The following is a 17159-nucleotide window of genomic DNA, read 5'->3' as shown; positions in this document are numbered from 1 at the left end:
AAAAAGATAAATATGACGAATAAGAAAGAAGTGTTTCATATTAGTGCCGAAATACACGAAAGAATTTTAAAGATTGCGAAAGACATAATTGATACTGAAGGAATCAAATTCTTAACCATTTCAAGAATCGTAAGTAAATGTGAAATCAGCAGGAGAACATTTTATGAATCATTTACCTCTAAAGAAGATTTAATCAACGAACTTAAGGAAATCACCAATCGTTATGAATTTCCGTCCAATATCAGAAACGAACTAATTCTAAAGGCATTAGTTCTCTTCTCTCAAAATGGATATATAAATACCGATATGGAAACGATAGCTACATCTGTTGGTATCAAAAGAACCAGCATATATGCCTATTTCGAAAGTAAAGAAGATCTTCTTGAAAACTGCATTTTATATGAATTAGAAAAGAGAATGGCGTTTACAAAGGAGATTATCGAAAAATACAGCAACAACCCAATACATATTCTGAGAGAATACATCAGATACAATTGCAGGTATTCAAATAGCCCTACTTCTATATTAACTAGTCTAGCTAGAAGTTTTGCTCTGAATAATAAACGAATTGAAAAAGCTTATAACAACTTTATTGACTTCAGAATCAATAAAATTGTTGACCTCATAGAGGCCGGAATGAGCAAGGGGTTATTCAATAATAATCTTAACTCAATAAAAGCCGCCAAAGTCTATGTAACAATGTTCAATGGTTTAAGCCAAGGACCTTCTATTGACCTCATGTCTATTGAAGAACAATTATTTAAGATGTACTATACCTTTCTAATGAGTAGTTAAAATATAGATTACCAAATGCAACCAGTCTATTAGTTCCAATAGAAAACAAGGACACAAATTGTAATTTTTTACCTTACTTTTGTATTAATTTGTCCAACTATTAGAAATATTCATTTTCCAACATAATTTCGCATTTATCGGCATCACGAAGTAAGATTATTCACTCAGGTGCGTCCATATGTATTTCTACCCCGAGATTATGGCCAAGTCATTCTCTTGTTCGGCAAACGATTTTATCAAAGTCAGGTTCGACCAACATTTTGGGCCTAGCCCCTTATGCTTTTGTTTTCCTTCATTACTATCCTCTCCAAGAATGGATTTTTCAAAATTATAAGTTTTAAGGCACATAGAAAATGAACCACATGTTATGCATTCAAGCTTCTGTATATTAAAAAACAACTAATATTAATTGTAATTTAGAGATCATGGTAAAGACTTTCAATAAAATAGTATCCCAAAATATGGTAAATAATCATTAAATTCTATTAAGCGGCTTTTTTGAATTCTCACATTAGCTACATTAGGATTTGCATATAAAAATATAGATCGATGCACATTATATTAATCGATCGTGTTAAAAGGAGGTGATATTTCTAAATGCCAAAAGACAGATTTATTGCAGGAGGTATCGCGGGGCTTGTGGCAAGCGTTACCTGTGACATTGTGGGGATTATCTATAAATCATTAGGATGGACCGATAGAACTTTTAACGATTACGCGACAATTATACTTACGTATCAAGTTTATTCCAATGAAGGATTCTTTGGTCTAATCCTTTCAATAATTAGCCATGTAGCAGTATGTATGATCCTTGGGGTAATATTTGCTTACCTGATAAAGTTTACATCCAGTAATTATTTATATATCAAAGGATTAGGTTATAGTTTAGTAATTTGGTTATTACTTAACACATTTGGAACATTACTTAATCTTCCTCTATTTCGGAAAATGCCTTTGAACGTCGCATATGCAACACTATCTACAGCTCTAATATACGGGTTGATGGTTGCCTTGACTTTAAAGCTTATTGATAAAAAGATGCATTTACTATAGTACTGAAAGGAAACAACAACATATGCCTACATACTTTGTATATCCGATTTATACAATTGTTATATTTATACTTACCTATTCGATTGTTCCTAGACAGGAAATACGTTATCTAATACGTTTTGGCATTGTTTTTGGCACTATCCCCGATGCCGTGATGATTATCCTGTTTACAAAGATAATAGGCTTAGGTGGTTACATCAATTTTGGCCCTTTTGCTTTCAAAGGAATCCCTATCTTTCCTCTAATTGCTTGGGCCATATATTACGTTTTGTATTTATATTTATTACCTAGAGAAAAACCATGGATTGATATTTTTCCAATTACAGCAGCCTTTTTCAGTGTCCTCTTTTCAAACATCCTACAGAACCTTGGAATCTTTAAGTGGAACTGGGGAACTTTTATTGTCCCCTCAATTATTTATCTTTTTTGGCATATAACTGTTACGTGGATATACATTAAAACTCGTTCAAAAAGTTAAAAGCATATCTGCCCTTATGAAACTGCTTCATACTTTATTTCAGAAATGGACTATGCCCCCACCGAAAGTGAGAGCATGCTTTTATATAACTATTCTCAACTTAAGCAACATCTCTCATGCTATAGTATACATTTAATAATAAATCGAGCCTCTGGCTAAGTTGAACAACTTCAGGGTCTACAAGTGACTTAATTGACCCTAAAGTATTTAATTTTCCTCGTAAAATCTCAATAGAATTCAGTATTTCTACAGCACTCATTCATCGTCTCACTCCCAATGGTTGGTTTAGACATTATCTTAACGCAATTGATATTATATTCAGGGTAATGATTAGAATCAATGTATCCGACAATATCTGTCATCTTATTATATTCATGAAACGATAATAACATTTAATCGTTTTTGTGCTGAAAGTCATCCCATAAAACCTTTGATGCGAAAGATCCCTGTAAAACCCAAAACCGAATCTTTTACTCTCTCAAGAGAAAGGATTTCAGAATTTTATGAACAATATTCTTAATATTATGTATAATATGCCACTTATTCCCTAAATCATAATACTGATTAGAAAGAAACGACTCCAATAAGGACAATCTAAGAAATCTTTTGTCAAGAACATGATAAAAACGAAAGAGAGATGGATTCCTGTTGAAACAGAGTTCTTTGCTAGTGGTTGATGACAATATGGGAATTCGAATACTTTTAGAAGACCTCTTTTCCTCTAAAGGTTACAAAGTAGGCACAGCTGCTTCGGGACTCGAAGCCTTAGAATTGGCAAAAAAACTGTTACCCGATCTAATCATATTAGACCTCAGAATGCCGGGAATTAGCGGCATCGAGCTTCGGGCGAGACTACTTAGTTCCAATCCTAAGATGAAGGTCATCTTAATGTCTGCTTATGCAGACAAGCAAGAAATGGATGAATTAGCCCGTCATTACGAAATCGATTACATGTTGGATAAACCGTTTGATTTGGAACATTTAAACGGTGTTGTCGATGGCCTCATAGATGAGAAGAATACTGTTGGCATCGAGGCAAAATAAAACAACCAATGCGATTAATAATTATTATGCCGCCCTTGCCGGGCGGCTTTTGATTTGTGGTGGATCAATTTAAGTATTTTAAATGTTATGTTTACTTACCTAATTTTCGTTTAAAACTGTTCATAATTTGCCAAAACAACTTTGTTTCGTCCTGTTCTTTTTGCTTGATACAATGCAGAATCGGCTTGCTCTACTAGCATTTCTATATTCTTTACGGTATATGGATAGATTGCTACCCCTATTGAAATGGTAATGTTTATTGTTTTATTATCCAGAAGAGAAAACTTATGATCCTGGACTGCTTTTCGGATTCTTTCAGCCACTTCTAAAACTATATTCTGAGGACATTCAATTAGAATTACCGAAAATTCTTCACCGCCATTGCGCGATACAATGTCTGTAGAACTTGTAGAGCTGAGCAGTATTTTTCCTATATCTTCTAAAACCTTGTCTCCGTTTTGATGCCCGTATACATCATTAACCTTTTTAAAATAATCAATATCAAGAAATAGCATAGAAATTATGCTGTAGGTACTTAAATTATCAATTAACTTGTTGAATTCTTTATCAAATTGTCGAACGCTCAAAAGTCCGGTTCGATGGTCTCTGAATGATTCTTCTCTATATCTCTGATAGGTAAATCTTAACAAGTCAATATAGTGTAAATAGATATAGACAACAATAGAAACAATAATTGTGCTAATCCAATAAAAAATCACTGTTTGTATTAGTAATATTTTATTATTAATTGTGTGAATAAAAGTTAAGGTAGGGAATATAAGTGTGTAGATACTCATTACTACCCACTGCAGCCTTCTTCTAGTCATGTATTTTGCAGTCAATGCACAGCAAACAGTAATCGTGAGAATATTTAAAGCCGCTAAGAAAGAGTCCATTGTTTGGCCTTGAAATAATAATCGAAATAAACTCAAAATAATACCGGTTATCATCGCGGACAGAAAACCACAATATGTGGCAGATAGCATTACGGCTATATTTCTCAAATCCATAATAACACTTGGAGTAATTATAATGCTATAAAGCATCAGAATAATACCTAACAATGCCGAACACAAGCCAAAAAAAATCTGCAATTTATACGGAGAAAATGGAGTTATTTTCTTATTTATAAGAATTTGATTGCCAATACTGATTGTTGCAATTATTATAGCGATATTAATAATTAATTCCCTAATCATTCTTCAACCTCAATCTCATTTAACGCAATTTTAATATATATGATGAAAATTAGGGTAATTTATTTCTCATAATATTTATATTCCCCATAAAGCCTCGGGAAAAAGCTCGATAGAGGGAATAGCTTATAACTCCCAGATCAAATTTTAAGGAACTGAATGTTTTGGAATCACCACTAATATCCAATTATCTAAGCTTCAATCGCATCAATTTGCCATGATACCAAACAAAAGGAATAAAAGCAATTCAAAACCGTATCGAGTCTATGGCTTGCTAATACAACTTCAGGGTGCGTCAATGGTTTGTCTTTTGCAACCAAATGCAGTTCTTTCCTTAACTCTTCTATTAAAGTCAAATGTGTTTGTAATTCGACCAACTTAGACACTCCTATTCGTTCTTTTTAACAACTCTTATAGTCTATCAAATTCAATTCTTAGCTCAATAGATTCGACAGTATTTACCAAAAACTTGTTATTTTCACCGGCGCCATTTAAATTAAAGCTTAAAAGTGCCACAGCTTTTTCAAATTCTTCTTACAACATAGCTGATTCTTCCCTATATACGCAAGGAAAATTTTATTGTATTTCAAAGGCGTTGAAAGCAGGATTATGGGCAAAATAAGTCGAAAATAATCGCAAATTGCAAATTCATTTTACAAGAGTATTGGGGGGGCATTATATGTCAATTATTGACGGATTAGTAAATGGTGCTGATTTCATTAAACAACTTTTAGGAGGAAATTATACATTACTTATTTCTGATTTAGCATCGTATAAATTCTATGCTCCTGGTACTGTAGATTTTGGTTTTAAAATTGGCAATAACTTAATCCCTGGAACATTAATGCACAAAGCAATTCAAGAAAAACGGAAGATTGTACAAAAGGTTGAAAGGCAAAATAGTAAATTTGGCTTTCCCTACATAGGGATAGCGATTCCTATTATAGAAGGTAATCAAATAGTGGGAGCCCTGGCTCTTGCTCAAGATACTGAGCTACAAAATAAGATTATAGATATGTCAGGAGGGTTAGCAGCGACTAGTCAAGAGTTAAGCGCAGTCATCGAAAACTTAGCAAGTGGGTCTGAAGAGTTAGCCAACGTTACGCAAAATATATCCCTAGATGCTCAAGCGATTCAAAGTAATATCGAAAACACGGATAGTATCTTAAATGTTATAAACCGTATTACAAATTCAACTAATATGTTAGGCTTAAATGCTGCCATCGAAGCGGCGAGAGCTGGAGAGAGTGGTAGGGGGTTCGCTGTTGTTGCTGAAGAGATTAGAAAGCTTGCTTTAAATACAAAAGAATCCCAAATGGACATTCAAAATAATCTTAAGAATATAAAAGAGACGGTCTTAAAACTTAATCAAGAAATTGAAAAAATCGCAGCATTATCCGAAGAACAGGCCGCGTCGACCGAACAAACCTCTGCATCTATTCAAGAATTATCTATGACAGCAAACAATTTGAGTATGATTGCAGACGAGTTGGTTTCGGGAATATAAAATTTTGGGCTTAATTTGAAATAAGGTGCGTCCGAATATTCCTTCTACTGTACTTACATTACCATGTACTTACATTACCAATCGATTTATTGAGGGCGGAAATGCGGAAATGCTTAGAAGCCATGATGTAATTACGGAAGCCATTTTGGAAAAGGTGATTGATGAAATTTATCTGCCACTTGTCCGTAATTGAGAATTGGTACGCGGGATTGCTTCGCTCTATCAAAAAGCTGCCCAAACTAGCATCAGTAGATAAAGAAATTGTTGCCGAACTCTCCGATGAACAAAACCTCCACCTGACTGGCCGCACGAAAGATTTAATACCCTTGTTGGAAAACCTTTTAAAATTACTTAATCTTGACATGGATTAACTATAGTCTCTTCCACAAAACCTACAACACGCCCAGAACATTCCTTAACTACCCCAGTTCTTCTTTATCAAGCCGGGACACCCTTCCCCTTATCTTGGAATGACTTGGGCGGCTGGATAGGAAATGGAGGAGTTTTGGCACCTTTACCTCAAAATCAACACACACCATTATCTTATTTCTATTTCTTACTAATTTTTACTTTTGCCATAAATTCGTACCCATTTGGTGCGATATCTTGATCGAAATTATAACTTACCTTTTTACCTTGATGATCAACTGAGAGCCATAAATGAAAAAGTGCAATACCAATATCAATCTGATTCATCTTCTCATACACCTGAGCTTTGAGAAGATTCAACTTTTTCCGACTTACTGTAATAACGTCTAAATCTCCACTAAAAAACCACGTCTGTGTGTTGGACGCCGATGGAGCGAAACGGACTGGCTCTAGCAATGCTTCTGCACCAGCTACATTAGATATTTCAGACAAATTTTTACGCTTGAATTCAGATGTATCCACTCTGTGAATTGTCTCCGTGGTATTCCCGAAAGCGAGCATAATTACAAACTCCAATCCGTTTATAAGCATAGGCACACCTTTTGCGGGCTTTGCCATCCCTAACCAGCAACTGGCGAGATTGTTATAGGAAAGGTACAAATCAATCTGCTGGAGCAAAAACCCCGCGTTCATTAAATAGTTTCCCTTTTTCTCAGAATACAAGCAAATATAGTGCGGTGCTTTGATAGGAAGGAGATTCTTTACATCAGCGGAACCTAGGTAGTCAATCTCATAACGAATACCTTCGTCAAGTGGTTTGACGTTATACGTGTATTCTTGCAACTTTTCAATTGTGTCGACGGGGAGTGGCGTCATGTCATATTTTCGGATGGACCTCCGGTGAAATATTGCGTTATATAGCTGAGAATTTGTCATTACGTTACCTCCAAATAAATGGCTTTTTCAATTGTTCATATAGTTATATCCGTATGTAATCGGTCACGTCCTTTGCATTATTATAAATTCAACCGCCCAGCACATCCCTTAAATCCAACTGTACCTCTTTAACAAGCCGGGGCTCCCTCCCCCTTCTGGGAATAGATGAGCGAGCATTACAATTGGCCCGTCATAGTAAATACCAGCCCCGCCAAACATCTTTTTGACCGTTACAAAACCCAACTTTCCAAGTTGGTCTACTACATATTCTTTGAAGCTTTCGCTAACTGGGCCTGTGGCTAAAAAACATAATAGGAAAGCCCTAATCTGTGATATGTCAGATGAGTACAACCAAATTATAAAGAATAGGCTGGGCATAGCAAGATCAGGTATTTTAACCTCGATTCAAAGGATATTGGGTATGGAAAAATCAATAAAATTACAGCTGGATAAGGCAACGCCAAAAAGTGCGGCTGTGGGAAATGTCCATCTCATTAATTCCAATTCTCTTAAAAATAACAAAAACCAATTCAGTTTCAGTGTTATTTATTTAACGTCCATTCTAGGTCAGCTTTTTTTCTTAACTCATTCGTTTCATTGCAATTGTAAAGTATATATTTCTCGTTAGAATTCATATAATTTTCTATCATTTTCTTATCAAATTCAATTAATTGCTCATCATTGTTTTCATGAGAGTATTTGATACTAAACCACTTTATTAGCAAGTTATCAAAAAGCATACTTAAACTCACTTTATTATTCACGTTAATGCAATTATCTGCTATTTCTTCTATTTTATGAGCAATATCAAAATCCATGTTTATTTTTTCTGTAGGTTCACTAGTCTTCCTTACGTTAATTATTAAATCTGTCTTCGGTGTTTCCTTTAGTAACATTTGTGTTATATTCGGGGCAGAAGCTTCCATAGGAATGATATTAACAAGTCTAAACCCTGAATTTTTAAAAGCCCTTATTATTGAATTCCAGATCTTCAAATCTTTGTTAGCGAAAGTTACTGTCATCCAGGCCCCATCTTTTAGAACTCTATATGCTTCCTTAAATACTTCTGTAAGCTTTGTCTCATAATGTTTTTCATCAAAATTACCTTCTCGATATGGATTAAAGACAACCTCATTTTCCCAGTCAATCCTCTCCCCAAAATATCTTAACCAGGAATTCCATATATAACTAAGCTCTAAGTATTGAATTCCCTCACCACCGTAAGGAGGGTCAGTAAAAATGTAGTCTATTGAATTATCCTTAATCACATTTGTAAGGTTACACGATGATTTTAAGATGAAGTTATAATTTTTTTTATCTCCGACTAACTCATTTGTTTCAAGTTTTCCTTTCAGCATTTTCTTATATCGATTCTCAAAGTAGTGCCAAGCATTTAATTCCTGCCAATTCTGTGGTAACCAGTAAGTATTAATTTTCCATGATGGCCCTCCTGAGTTTCCTTTATAGTTAGCAATCATTTTTGATGCCTGAGCTATCATTGAAGTAAATACAACAACAAATGCCTCTCTAATTGATTCATTCTCAATGTTAGCAATATAATGGAATATGGCACTCAAAGCATGAAGATTTCTTTTGGTATATATATCACTAAAATTCACTATACCCGCTCTCTCAAGCTTTTTTGTTTCCCAGCCTTTAAAGATCTCGTCATTCGGATACCAGTATTTTATTCTAGTATTATTGATTTCCTCAATCGTGATTAGATCTGAATTATCCACGGGTTTTATACCTTTACCTTTACAATGTTCGCATAAATATTTTATTTCAACTGGTTTAGCATTTTCCCATACAGTTGAAACTATTTTACTGGCTTCATTACAATTCGGGCAAGTGGTGCTATACAACCATTTCATCTCATTATTTAGAGCTATCTCCATCTTTTTATATTCATTTTTAAATTCCTGTAAATCAATGTGATTAAGCATTGATTCACAGATATATTTCGATATTGGATTAATATCAACGCCAATGCCGACTCTATTATTAATCACAGCTTCTATAACCGTAACTCCAAATCCGGAAAATACATCTAAAACAGTATCATTTTCATTTGTAAAGTAGTTAATATATTCAGAAATTACGTTTGAGGGCTTCTTACCCCAATATTTATGTACATCATATCTTTTGGGCCAAGTATCTGGCTCAATTATATGACTTATAGGAAAGTCAATAGGTTTCAATCATTTCAACTCCTTATCATTGTAAATCCCCTAAAAATAAATGACGAGGTTTTTCCTCGTCATAGTATATACTATATTTTGATTTTGTTTAACTCATTTCAACAAATTTTTATTTGTTGAAAAAGTCTCTTAAAAATTCATATGCATTTTCTTTTTCTTCTGTTGGGATTGCCTGAAGAATAGCCTTAATATTTAGCTTACCAGTCTTACTATCCCAAAAATTCTTCTTAACTACTTGGTGTCGACCACAAAGTGCTTGCCAATCATCGGGATTATTGATATCTACCTTTTGTCCAAAAGAATGCGGTTGTAGATGATCAGCCGTTAGCTTAACTTTTCCACCACCAATAGGATCTACATCACCATCTTTTAAGCCACATATTTGTCCACCTTCTGACCATTCACAACTATTATTTGCTCTTTGTAAAACCTTCTTCCAGCACTCCTTTGAGGGGTAGACTCTTTTATTTATCTTTGCTCTTTTCTCGGTCGATAACATTAAATATTCCCCAAGCTTTAAATCATTTCTATCTCTTTGACTTAATATAGTATAACCGTCATCAGTTCGTAATTCAGATAATCGTTGATGCCAATTCTCGGGTTCCTTTCCTGTTATCGGATCTTTTGCAACCTCTACTAATTGATTATTTGTAATAATTTTCCCTATGTTATTCAAAAACAAGGCTTCTATTCTTTTCTTGATCGACTTTTGATTATAAAATTCTCTTTCGATTGAAGCATATTCCAAATGTTCCACAATTTTCACCTCTAGTACTTTATTATACTAAAGGCTTACATTTTATACAACCTATCGTCATTTTTAATCTAGCCTTTTAGGGGGGGGTAAGATAATTCATTTTCATGTTTAACAAGCATTTTTGTTCGATGCCCCCCACCAGTATCAACGCACACGCCTTTTTCGATCCCGGCAGTGATATACTTTGCAACCTCCCCTGAAAAGGGCCTTCTTTTGGAAAACGGAGAATACTATTTTTAAATTAAATTCAATCATCAAAAATAGCGAAGCAAGAGAGCATATGTATTACTTTAGGAAACTTACTGCCATAAACTGTTCAATCCTCCCATTCTAATAAGTCAAATAAGTACTCTCTTCCCCCTAATATCTCGTCCTCCTTTTCTATCAAAGGATCAATCCAATCTGCTTTATCACGCGCCCATTTAATAAAGCTTAGAACCTGTTTTCTCTTCTCCGCATCAGTTATTTCCTCACATTTTAACTCGATTCGCTTAGCAAACCTGCGGATTTTCTCAGCCCTATCTGAGTCACTAGCTAGTTCTTCAAAGGTTTCAAGGAGTTCTGTCTCATGCTTTTCAATTTTCTCTTTGCGATCCCGTTCAAGCTTCTCTTCAAGTTTTCGTTTTGCTTCTAATTCACTCTCTTCTCGCTTTGTCTTAACTACCTGAACAGCTTCCATTAGCCAAATTATTATTTCACCTATCTGATTTTCAATTTTACGATTATCAGTATCATGCCAACGTTTTCGTTTACAATGATACTCATCAATCTCAAATGTAAAAATACCTGTACTTACATAATCATATGGTGGAATATAGAACGGACCCTTCCTTTGCTTAGCTATTTCTTCTTTTGTAGGCTCGTGCTGTATCTTTAACTGTTTCTCTCTGAATTTTATTGGAACACAATCTCGTTCCAAATTAATATACGTTATATTATCACATAAACGCGGCTCGTAATTCCGGTAATGTTGAGCATTCGGAGCTTTAATTTGAACTGAATAGCCAAAATGTCCAATAGAAACAAACAGAGTATTTAAGATCCTATATGCTCTTTCTTTTTGCTCATCAGTAATATCAAAATTCATAACCCTGCTTGTTGAAGGTCTTGTAGATTCTTTACGCGACTTGAAATATTGTATCGTATCTTTAATTAATTCATGTGGATTTATCAATTTGTCCGGAACAGTAACAGTTGATATAAATTCCATAACGGTTTGCCTCTGTTCCTTAGATAAAAACAATAGAATTTCAGATTTTATTAACTTACATGAAATATTCAGCTTTTCTTCTACAACAATTTTATCGATGCCTCTCGACCTAGGAAGAGGTGGTATTTTCGTTTTTTGACCGGCTTGAACTTTTGCCCAATAACCATTAGGAGGCGTTGGTATATTAAGCTTCTTACAATTCTTTCGAAGTGCTACATCAGAAATCCCGTATCGTTTAGCAACTTTAGTCATGGGCTCAGCCCAAATTTCTTTGTAAAGTTTTTCACGCTCATAGGTTCTGGTCTCCATATAACACCTCACTTACTATGGGTTAAAGGTTACGTTCTTGGCAATTAGTTCCTAATGCTGCCAACATGTTAGCCATCTATTTCTAATATCTGATTCAAATTTAATTATACCACTGTGCCTGGACAAATAGTTGCGGAAGGCATCAACGCCTCCTGTTATTGTCTAAATTAGTAAAATCCAGAGCATTTAGTCGCCCTGGATTATCATCTTTTTAATTCCCGGCAAAGCCGTTTAGACTATTTGGTTTTTAACCACGCTCTCGCAGGGGAGCAACTTAAGTTTTCCTATGGCATTGGGGGCCTGACCTAATCAGTATGTTTATTAAATCCCTGAAATTTATAATAGGATCAAAACCAAATCAAATCTTCGTACATCGAAGGTTTGAGTAAAAAGGCTGCACCTAAAACCCTGAAATTAGGTACAGCCTTTTCTTGAAAAAATACTAAAGGAATAACTTAATAATGTATGGATTAAACACTGTAATAAGCCATGCACCCACTGGTGGGACAATGTATAAAACTATTGGAATAGCCCCTTCCTGTTCTCCAATACATTGAAGAGTAGACATAGTACTTGCGGGCATTCCCAAACTAAAACCAATTAGTCCTGAAGCAACATAGGCGGCCAATGCGTTCTTTTTATAAAACCGGAAGACATAATAATAGCTCAAAAACATAAGTAAGCATGCTTGAAGTGCAAAGATCATTATAGCGGCAAAATTAAGTTTCGTCATCGCGTTCAGATCCATTGACATAAACGATAGGACTAAGAGCATGGAAAGAGAAAAGTTCCCAATAATATTTACTTGTGGTGACTGAATAAGGGATTTATGCTTAAATTCGAACAGTTGCCGCAAGATGAGCCCTGCGAGAAAAGAACCTCCTGCCGGATTAATCCACCTACCAAACCCAAATTGTGTAGGCAGCAAACCCAGACATATAGTCAATAAAAAAATCAAAAAATGTTGTAAGAATTCGTAAGGCTTAAATCCGATGGCTGTTATTTTAGACTCTTCCAATTGGGTTCGCTTCTTCAACAAAATAAAAAGACAGCCCCCTAAGATCGTACCAAGAATATTTCCAAATACTGAATAGCCATTAAACAGTCCAAGATAAGCATGCCCTTTTGATATTAGACTGGGAACTCCCTGAAGCACAGAAGCATCCCCCATCAAGCCCATCGAGCCAAATATGACCATTTGAAAAGGATTGTAGCCTGCAGCCTTGGCAATCAATAAGCTGACTACATTCTGAAATAATGCCACAAAAATAACTATCCCCAAAAATAGGAATTGACCTTTATAACCTTTTTTTAAAAAAGCACGATCTGTTCTTAGTCCTATTGAAGCAAAGAATCCAGCAACAAACATCGGAAGCATAGAATAATCCAAATTCCACTTGACGTGTCCAATGCTTTTTAAACAAAGAAAAAGAACAGAAGCCAAAATACCTCCAATGAAGGGAGCTGGGATATATAACTTCTTTAACCAAATTGCCTTATGTTGAAGGTAATAACCAATTAGTAAAAATATTCCAGCTAATGTTATCGTTTGTAACGCGATAAAATGCATAAATTTAAACTCCTATATGTTAACAGATTTAATTGTTCTTATAAGCTCTTCATCATCCAACAATTTGTCTGTTACCCAAGCCGCAACTTCTCCGGTTATTTTCACACAGTGAGCTTTGCGTTCAGGTGAATCAAAGACTAAATCTTTTGTAATGACTCGGCAGCAAGTACTTCTATATAACTTTTTGATATGATCATGAAGTTCTGCAGCAATAGGTAACATTTTACCATTCATTGCGTTGCCATAATCTCTGCCGTAAGCCATACCTAACGCCATTACACCGCCACTTATGGCTCCACAAACACAACCCGATTTTCCGATCCCAATCGGAAAACCTGAAGCCAATCTGGTAATTGAACGATCAAGAGGCCAGCCAAGCAATTCATTGAGAGTATGGATCACCGATTCAGAACAAAAAAACTCACCTCTTTGGAAGTAACCTTCCGCCTTTTTCCTTGCATCATTAATAACCTTTTCTCTTTCCATATGTTCCTCCATTAATAATCAATTGGTTATATATACAAATCACTTTTATATTATATATATGTTGTCTCCATAACTCAATTACTTCTTAATAAAAAACACCTCTGTTGTCACTTTTATCGTGATGCAGAGGTTCTAATTGAACGAAAGCTTAAAATTTTATAAATTATTTCCCATATTATACCGAATCTCAAAGATATTTATTCTCCCGAACCACCTTAACCAAAATTCGAAAAAGGCATTCTTTATCGTCCTTATTTATTATAATTACGAAAATGAGGCAGCCAATGATGACCGCCTCATTTTCATTCAATGTATAAACTCAGAGTGTTTTTCATCATTATTATCTATACTATACATATTTGGTTTTGAATTTTGCATCATTTTTTCCTGTTCTGCTGTTGTTGGAGTGGTTGGTTGAATGTAGTTGTTGGCTGGCGGAGCATCCCAAAGAGATTCATCACCAAGTACTGCAGCGGTATAAGTAGTACCTAACCCAAAAATAGTGTTACTGATTACGTACGAAAGATTACTCTTTGAATCTTTTGGTTTTACTTTATTTGTATTAAACCCACTAAGCATTGCTGTAATCGTGGCTCCAAAAGTTACTCCGAAAAATGCACCTTTAGTAAAAAGATTATTCTTTCCTGTCTTAGAAAGTATTTGAACCTGAGCAACTGAACCAACCATACCCAATCCCAAATCCATAATAGTACCTAAAAGCTGCCCATATAGGTTCTTCGCTTGCCTTCGCGAAGAAACCCAAACCCCTGATGCGGTTTCTCTAAATGAACGTTGAGAAATCTTTGTTCTAAGAAAAACTTCATCTGTGGCTATTTTTAAAATAGTTCCAACTAGTCCAGAAACGATTCCGAGTGTCATTCTATCCTTTATCTTTTTCATGTTTTTATGTCCTTTCTCAATTACTATTATTAGTTTCTTCATTTCTTGAGAATTTAGGACTTTTAAAATGTCCAAATTAAAGTATCATCGGAAAAAACTGTTATAAAGCACACTTTCCTCTTACCAAAACAAAAAGATGCTAATTAAGCTTCTTTTGTAAATAAACACATAACATCTTGGTTGCGACACGACATAAACGTGCGCCCTTTACTTAATAATTGGCTCTATCAAGTCATCTCAGAAGAGGTCCTCCAAATTTGACTGACATATATTTTATCCCCCTATAAGAGCAGCAATGCTTTTACCCCTTCTCAATGCATGACTATACGTATTTGCAGTGGTTGATGGGGTTTGTCCTAAAGTTGCAGCAACAAGTGTTACAGGATGGCCTTGGTCAATTAGTATTGAGGCAACACCATGTCGAAGATCGTGTAATCTAATATGGTGTAAACCACTTTTAGCTAAAACCCGGTTTTTAGTATTCATCACTGCACCATATCGCAATGGTCTGCCATCACCGTTTTGGAATATAAGATCATTCGAACTAACTTTTGAGCTAATACTTTTAAATAGTTTGGATAGTTCTTCTATGCTTTCTTCATCAAGCTCTATTACCCGTTTGCTATTCTCAGTTTTTGTATCTTTGAGCTTTCGATGTTTTGTATCAGCCGCTCGAACTATTGTTATTGTCCTTTTCTCAAAATCAACATCACGCCATTTAAGACCAAGGGCCTCGCCAGTTCTCATTCCCGTGAGGGCCAGAATTCTTATAATTAAATAATGCTTGTAATCTTTTGCGATCTTCAGAAATACCGCCAATTCCTTTAGATCAAGAACATTCCTATCTTTACGTACAACCTTCGGTGATCTAATTCCTCTCATCAAATCTGAACCAATTAGTTCCAGAGAGGATGCGTAGTTTAGAGCCGTCCTCATTGTTGCGTAAAGGTCTTTTACTGTTCGTTCTGATAGACCCTCGATTTTTTTAAGCCGTTCTCTAATCTCTAACGGACCTAAATTAAAAACTTCTAAGTCCCCAATGACCGGAATTAATCGTTTAACGTGCCAAGCATATTTTTCGTAAGTACGCTCAGTTACCACATTTCTTGTATCATCTAGCCACAATTCTAGCAATTGTTCAACATTTTTTGGAACTTTCCGTGATCCGTTTCTGTTACGTCTCATCGTTTGCTTCACACACTTGAATTTAACCTCTAATTCTCTTGCTCTGTCCTTGGCCTCCGATTTAATGCCATAAAATGTCTCATAGTGAAACTTCTTCTTATCACTACTATCTAGCCCTAAATATATTGAGATTTGATAGACCTTATCGCCCCGTTTTCTAATGCTCGCCATATTTATCCCCTTTCTAACAGAGAAGTTAATGTAACGAACGATCACCACTACCCTTAGGAAATAAATATGCTTTTGTTATTGGTTATTATTACCATAATACTAAAGATCTTAGCTCAGAAGAGTCTCCCTTCAGTTATCCGTGAAAAAATAGAAACTTTAACTTTATGGTTTGAATACAGATAATAGGTTAAGGGCATAACAACTCTTGGAAACGGGAGGGATATTATGCCACGATATTCTTATAGAAAGTTCAACGCAACCAGAAAACGCTATGGTGTCCGATTCAACAGCAAACAAGGCCACCAATTCCTCATAATTCTTGCTATCCTTGTCATTGGCTATTTCATTAATCATCCCTATCTTTTTCTGGGCATCGGGAGCTTAGTGCTTTTTATTTACTTCTACGAGAAATGGTCCGTCCGGCAAGCAATCCGGAAATCGGGCATTGAGCAAATTGACCTTATGGGAGGCACGGATTTTGAAAAACGGCTTCAAGTTTTATTTAACGATTTAGGTTATAGGGCAAAGCTAACACCCAAAAATGATTTTGGAGCAGACGTTATCGTTGAAAAATATAACGGTGGCCGTACAGTAGTCCAAGCTAAACGTTATAGCCGTCCGGTGGGCTTAAAAGCTGTTCAGGAAGTTATTGGTGCAATGGCCTACTATGATGCAATTAATGCCATTGTCATTACGAATCAGAACTTTACTCAACAAGCAGAAAGATTAGCCCTGAAAAATAAGGTTGAGTTGTGGGATCGGCAAAAGTTAATTTATATGATTAACTCAGCCTTGAAAAATAAGGTCCTTCCAGCGAGATTAAAACCTTCTTAAACCTTCAAAATTTCAAAAGCAGCCTTTGATATGCTGCTCTTTTCTTTGTTATCCGTCTTTTTCTTCATGTTTCCATATTGTACGAAGGTCTTCTATGTAGGATAGTTTTCCAAGATTCATTAATATCACCCCGTTATAAGAAATAAGCTCCACAAAGA

Annotated in this window: 17 protein-coding genes; 6 read left to right on the top strand and 11 right to left on the bottom strand. The window is 35.3% G+C overall.

The window, feature by feature from the left end; all coding sequences use genetic code 11:
* The first annotated feature begins 12 nt into the window (after positions 1–12).
* Positions 13–795, top strand: a complete 783-nt coding sequence (locus tag DESACI_RS22980) for a TetR/AcrR family transcriptional regulator (protein ID WP_014826297.1) — start codon at positions 13–15, stop codon at positions 793–795.
* Positions 796–1392: 597 nt separating this feature from the next.
* The gene (locus DESACI_RS06095) at positions 1393–1848 is read left to right on the top strand and encodes a hypothetical protein (RefSeq protein WP_014826296.1); all 456 of its coding nucleotides are present in this window, start codon (positions 1393–1395) and stop codon (positions 1846–1848) included.
* A gap of 578 nt (positions 1849–2426) precedes the next feature.
* Here the strand turns inward: DESACI_RS06095 and DESACI_RS23480 are convergent.
* Entirely contained in the window at positions 2427–2585 is a 159-nt protein-coding gene (locus tag DESACI_RS23480; RefSeq protein ID WP_014826294.1) for an aspartyl-phosphate phosphatase Spo0E family protein, read from the bottom strand.
* Between the two features lie 389 nt (positions 2586–2974).
* Here DESACI_RS23480 and DESACI_RS06085 point away from each other — a divergent pair, with 389 nt between their 5' ends.
* Positions 2975–3370 (top strand): response regulator, encoded by a 396-nt coding sequence (locus DESACI_RS06085; protein WP_014826293.1) that lies wholly within the window; start codon positions 2975–2977, stop codon positions 3368–3370.
* Between the two features lie 110 nt (positions 3371–3480).
* Here DESACI_RS06085 and DESACI_RS06080 read toward each other — a convergent pair whose 3' ends face one another.
* Both DESACI_RS06080 and DESACI_RS06075 read right to left on the bottom strand, forming a co-directional pair.
* Positions 3481–4569, bottom strand: a complete 1089-nt coding sequence (locus tag DESACI_RS06080) for a GGDEF domain-containing protein (protein ID WP_014826292.1) — start codon at positions 4567–4569, stop codon at positions 3481–3483.
* A 188-nt stretch (positions 4570–4757) separates the two neighbouring features.
* A complete protein-coding gene (locus tag DESACI_RS06075; RefSeq protein WP_014826291.1) occupies positions 4758–4943 on the bottom strand; it encodes an aspartyl-phosphate phosphatase Spo0E family protein in 186 nt (61 codons plus the stop codon).
* A 302-nt stretch (positions 4944–5245) separates the two neighbouring features.
* On the opposite strand from DESACI_RS06075, the gene DESACI_RS06070 reads away from it, so the two are divergent.
* Positions 5246–6073, top strand: a complete 828-nt coding sequence (locus DESACI_RS06070; RefSeq protein WP_014826290.1) for a methyl-accepting chemotaxis protein — start codon at positions 5246–5248, stop codon at positions 6071–6073.
* Positions 6074–6231: 158 nt separating this feature from the next.
* Entirely contained in the window at positions 6232–6444 is a 213-nt protein-coding gene (locus DESACI_RS06065) for a hypothetical protein (RefSeq protein ID WP_207643913.1), read from the top strand.
* 178 nt (positions 6445–6622) lie between these two features.
* Here the strand turns inward: DESACI_RS06065 and DESACI_RS06060 are convergent, their stop codons facing one another.
* The 8 genes from DESACI_RS06060 to DESACI_RS06025 all read right to left on the bottom strand — a co-directional run bounded on the left by DESACI_RS06060 (position 6623) and on the right by DESACI_RS06025 (position 16167).
* A complete protein-coding gene (locus DESACI_RS06060) occupies positions 6623–7378 on the bottom strand; it encodes a nitroreductase family protein (protein ID WP_014826288.1) in 756 nt (251 codons plus the stop codon).
* Positions 7379–7920: 542 nt separating this feature from the next.
* On the bottom strand, positions 7921–9579 hold the full coding sequence (locus tag DESACI_RS06055; RefSeq protein WP_014826287.1) for a DNA methyltransferase: 1659 nt from the start codon (positions 9577–9579) through the stop codon (positions 7921–7923).
* A 109-nt stretch (positions 9580–9688) separates the two neighbouring features.
* The gene (locus tag DESACI_RS06050) at positions 9689–10336 is read right to left on the bottom strand and encodes an HNH endonuclease (protein ID WP_014826286.1); all 648 of its coding nucleotides are present in this window, start codon (positions 10334–10336) and stop codon (positions 9689–9691) included.
* A 316-nt stretch (positions 10337–10652) separates the two neighbouring features.
* A complete protein-coding gene (locus DESACI_RS06045) occupies positions 10653–11798 on the bottom strand; it encodes a hypothetical protein (protein ID WP_148271268.1) in 1146 nt (381 codons plus the stop codon).
* 499 nt (positions 11799–12297) lie between these two features.
* The gene (locus DESACI_RS06040; protein WP_014826284.1) at positions 12298–13425 is read right to left on the bottom strand and encodes a sodium/glutamate symporter; all 1128 of its coding nucleotides are present in this window, start codon (positions 13423–13425) and stop codon (positions 12298–12300) included.
* Between the two features lie 12 nt (positions 13426–13437).
* On the bottom strand, positions 13438–13911 hold the full coding sequence (locus tag DESACI_RS06035; protein ID WP_014826283.1) for a C-GCAxxG-C-C family protein: 474 nt from the start codon (positions 13909–13911) through the stop codon (positions 13438–13440).
* A 306-nt stretch (positions 13912–14217) separates the two neighbouring features.
* Entirely contained in the window at positions 14218–14886 is a 669-nt protein-coding gene (locus DESACI_RS06030) for a hypothetical protein (protein WP_207643912.1), read from the bottom strand.
* A gap of 198 nt (positions 14887–15084) precedes the next feature.
* Positions 15085–16167: a site-specific integrase gene (locus DESACI_RS06025; RefSeq protein WP_041275981.1), complete on the bottom strand. Its 1083-nt coding sequence runs from the start codon at positions 16165–16167 to the stop codon at positions 15085–15087.
* Positions 16168–16392: 225 nt separating this feature from the next.
* On the opposite strand from DESACI_RS06025, the gene DESACI_RS06020 reads away from it, so the two are divergent.
* Entirely contained in the window at positions 16393–17001 is a 609-nt protein-coding gene (locus DESACI_RS06020; protein WP_014826280.1) for a restriction endonuclease, read from the top strand.
* Positions 17002–17159: the final 158 nt, after the last annotated feature.

It is taken from the genome of Desulfosporosinus acidiphilus SJ4, assembly GCF_000255115.2.
GTDB lineage: Bacteria > Bacillota > Desulfitobacteriia > Desulfitobacteriales > Desulfitobacteriaceae > Desulfosporosinus > Desulfosporosinus acidiphilus.
This window is presented reverse-complemented; position numbering and strand designations above follow the sequence as displayed.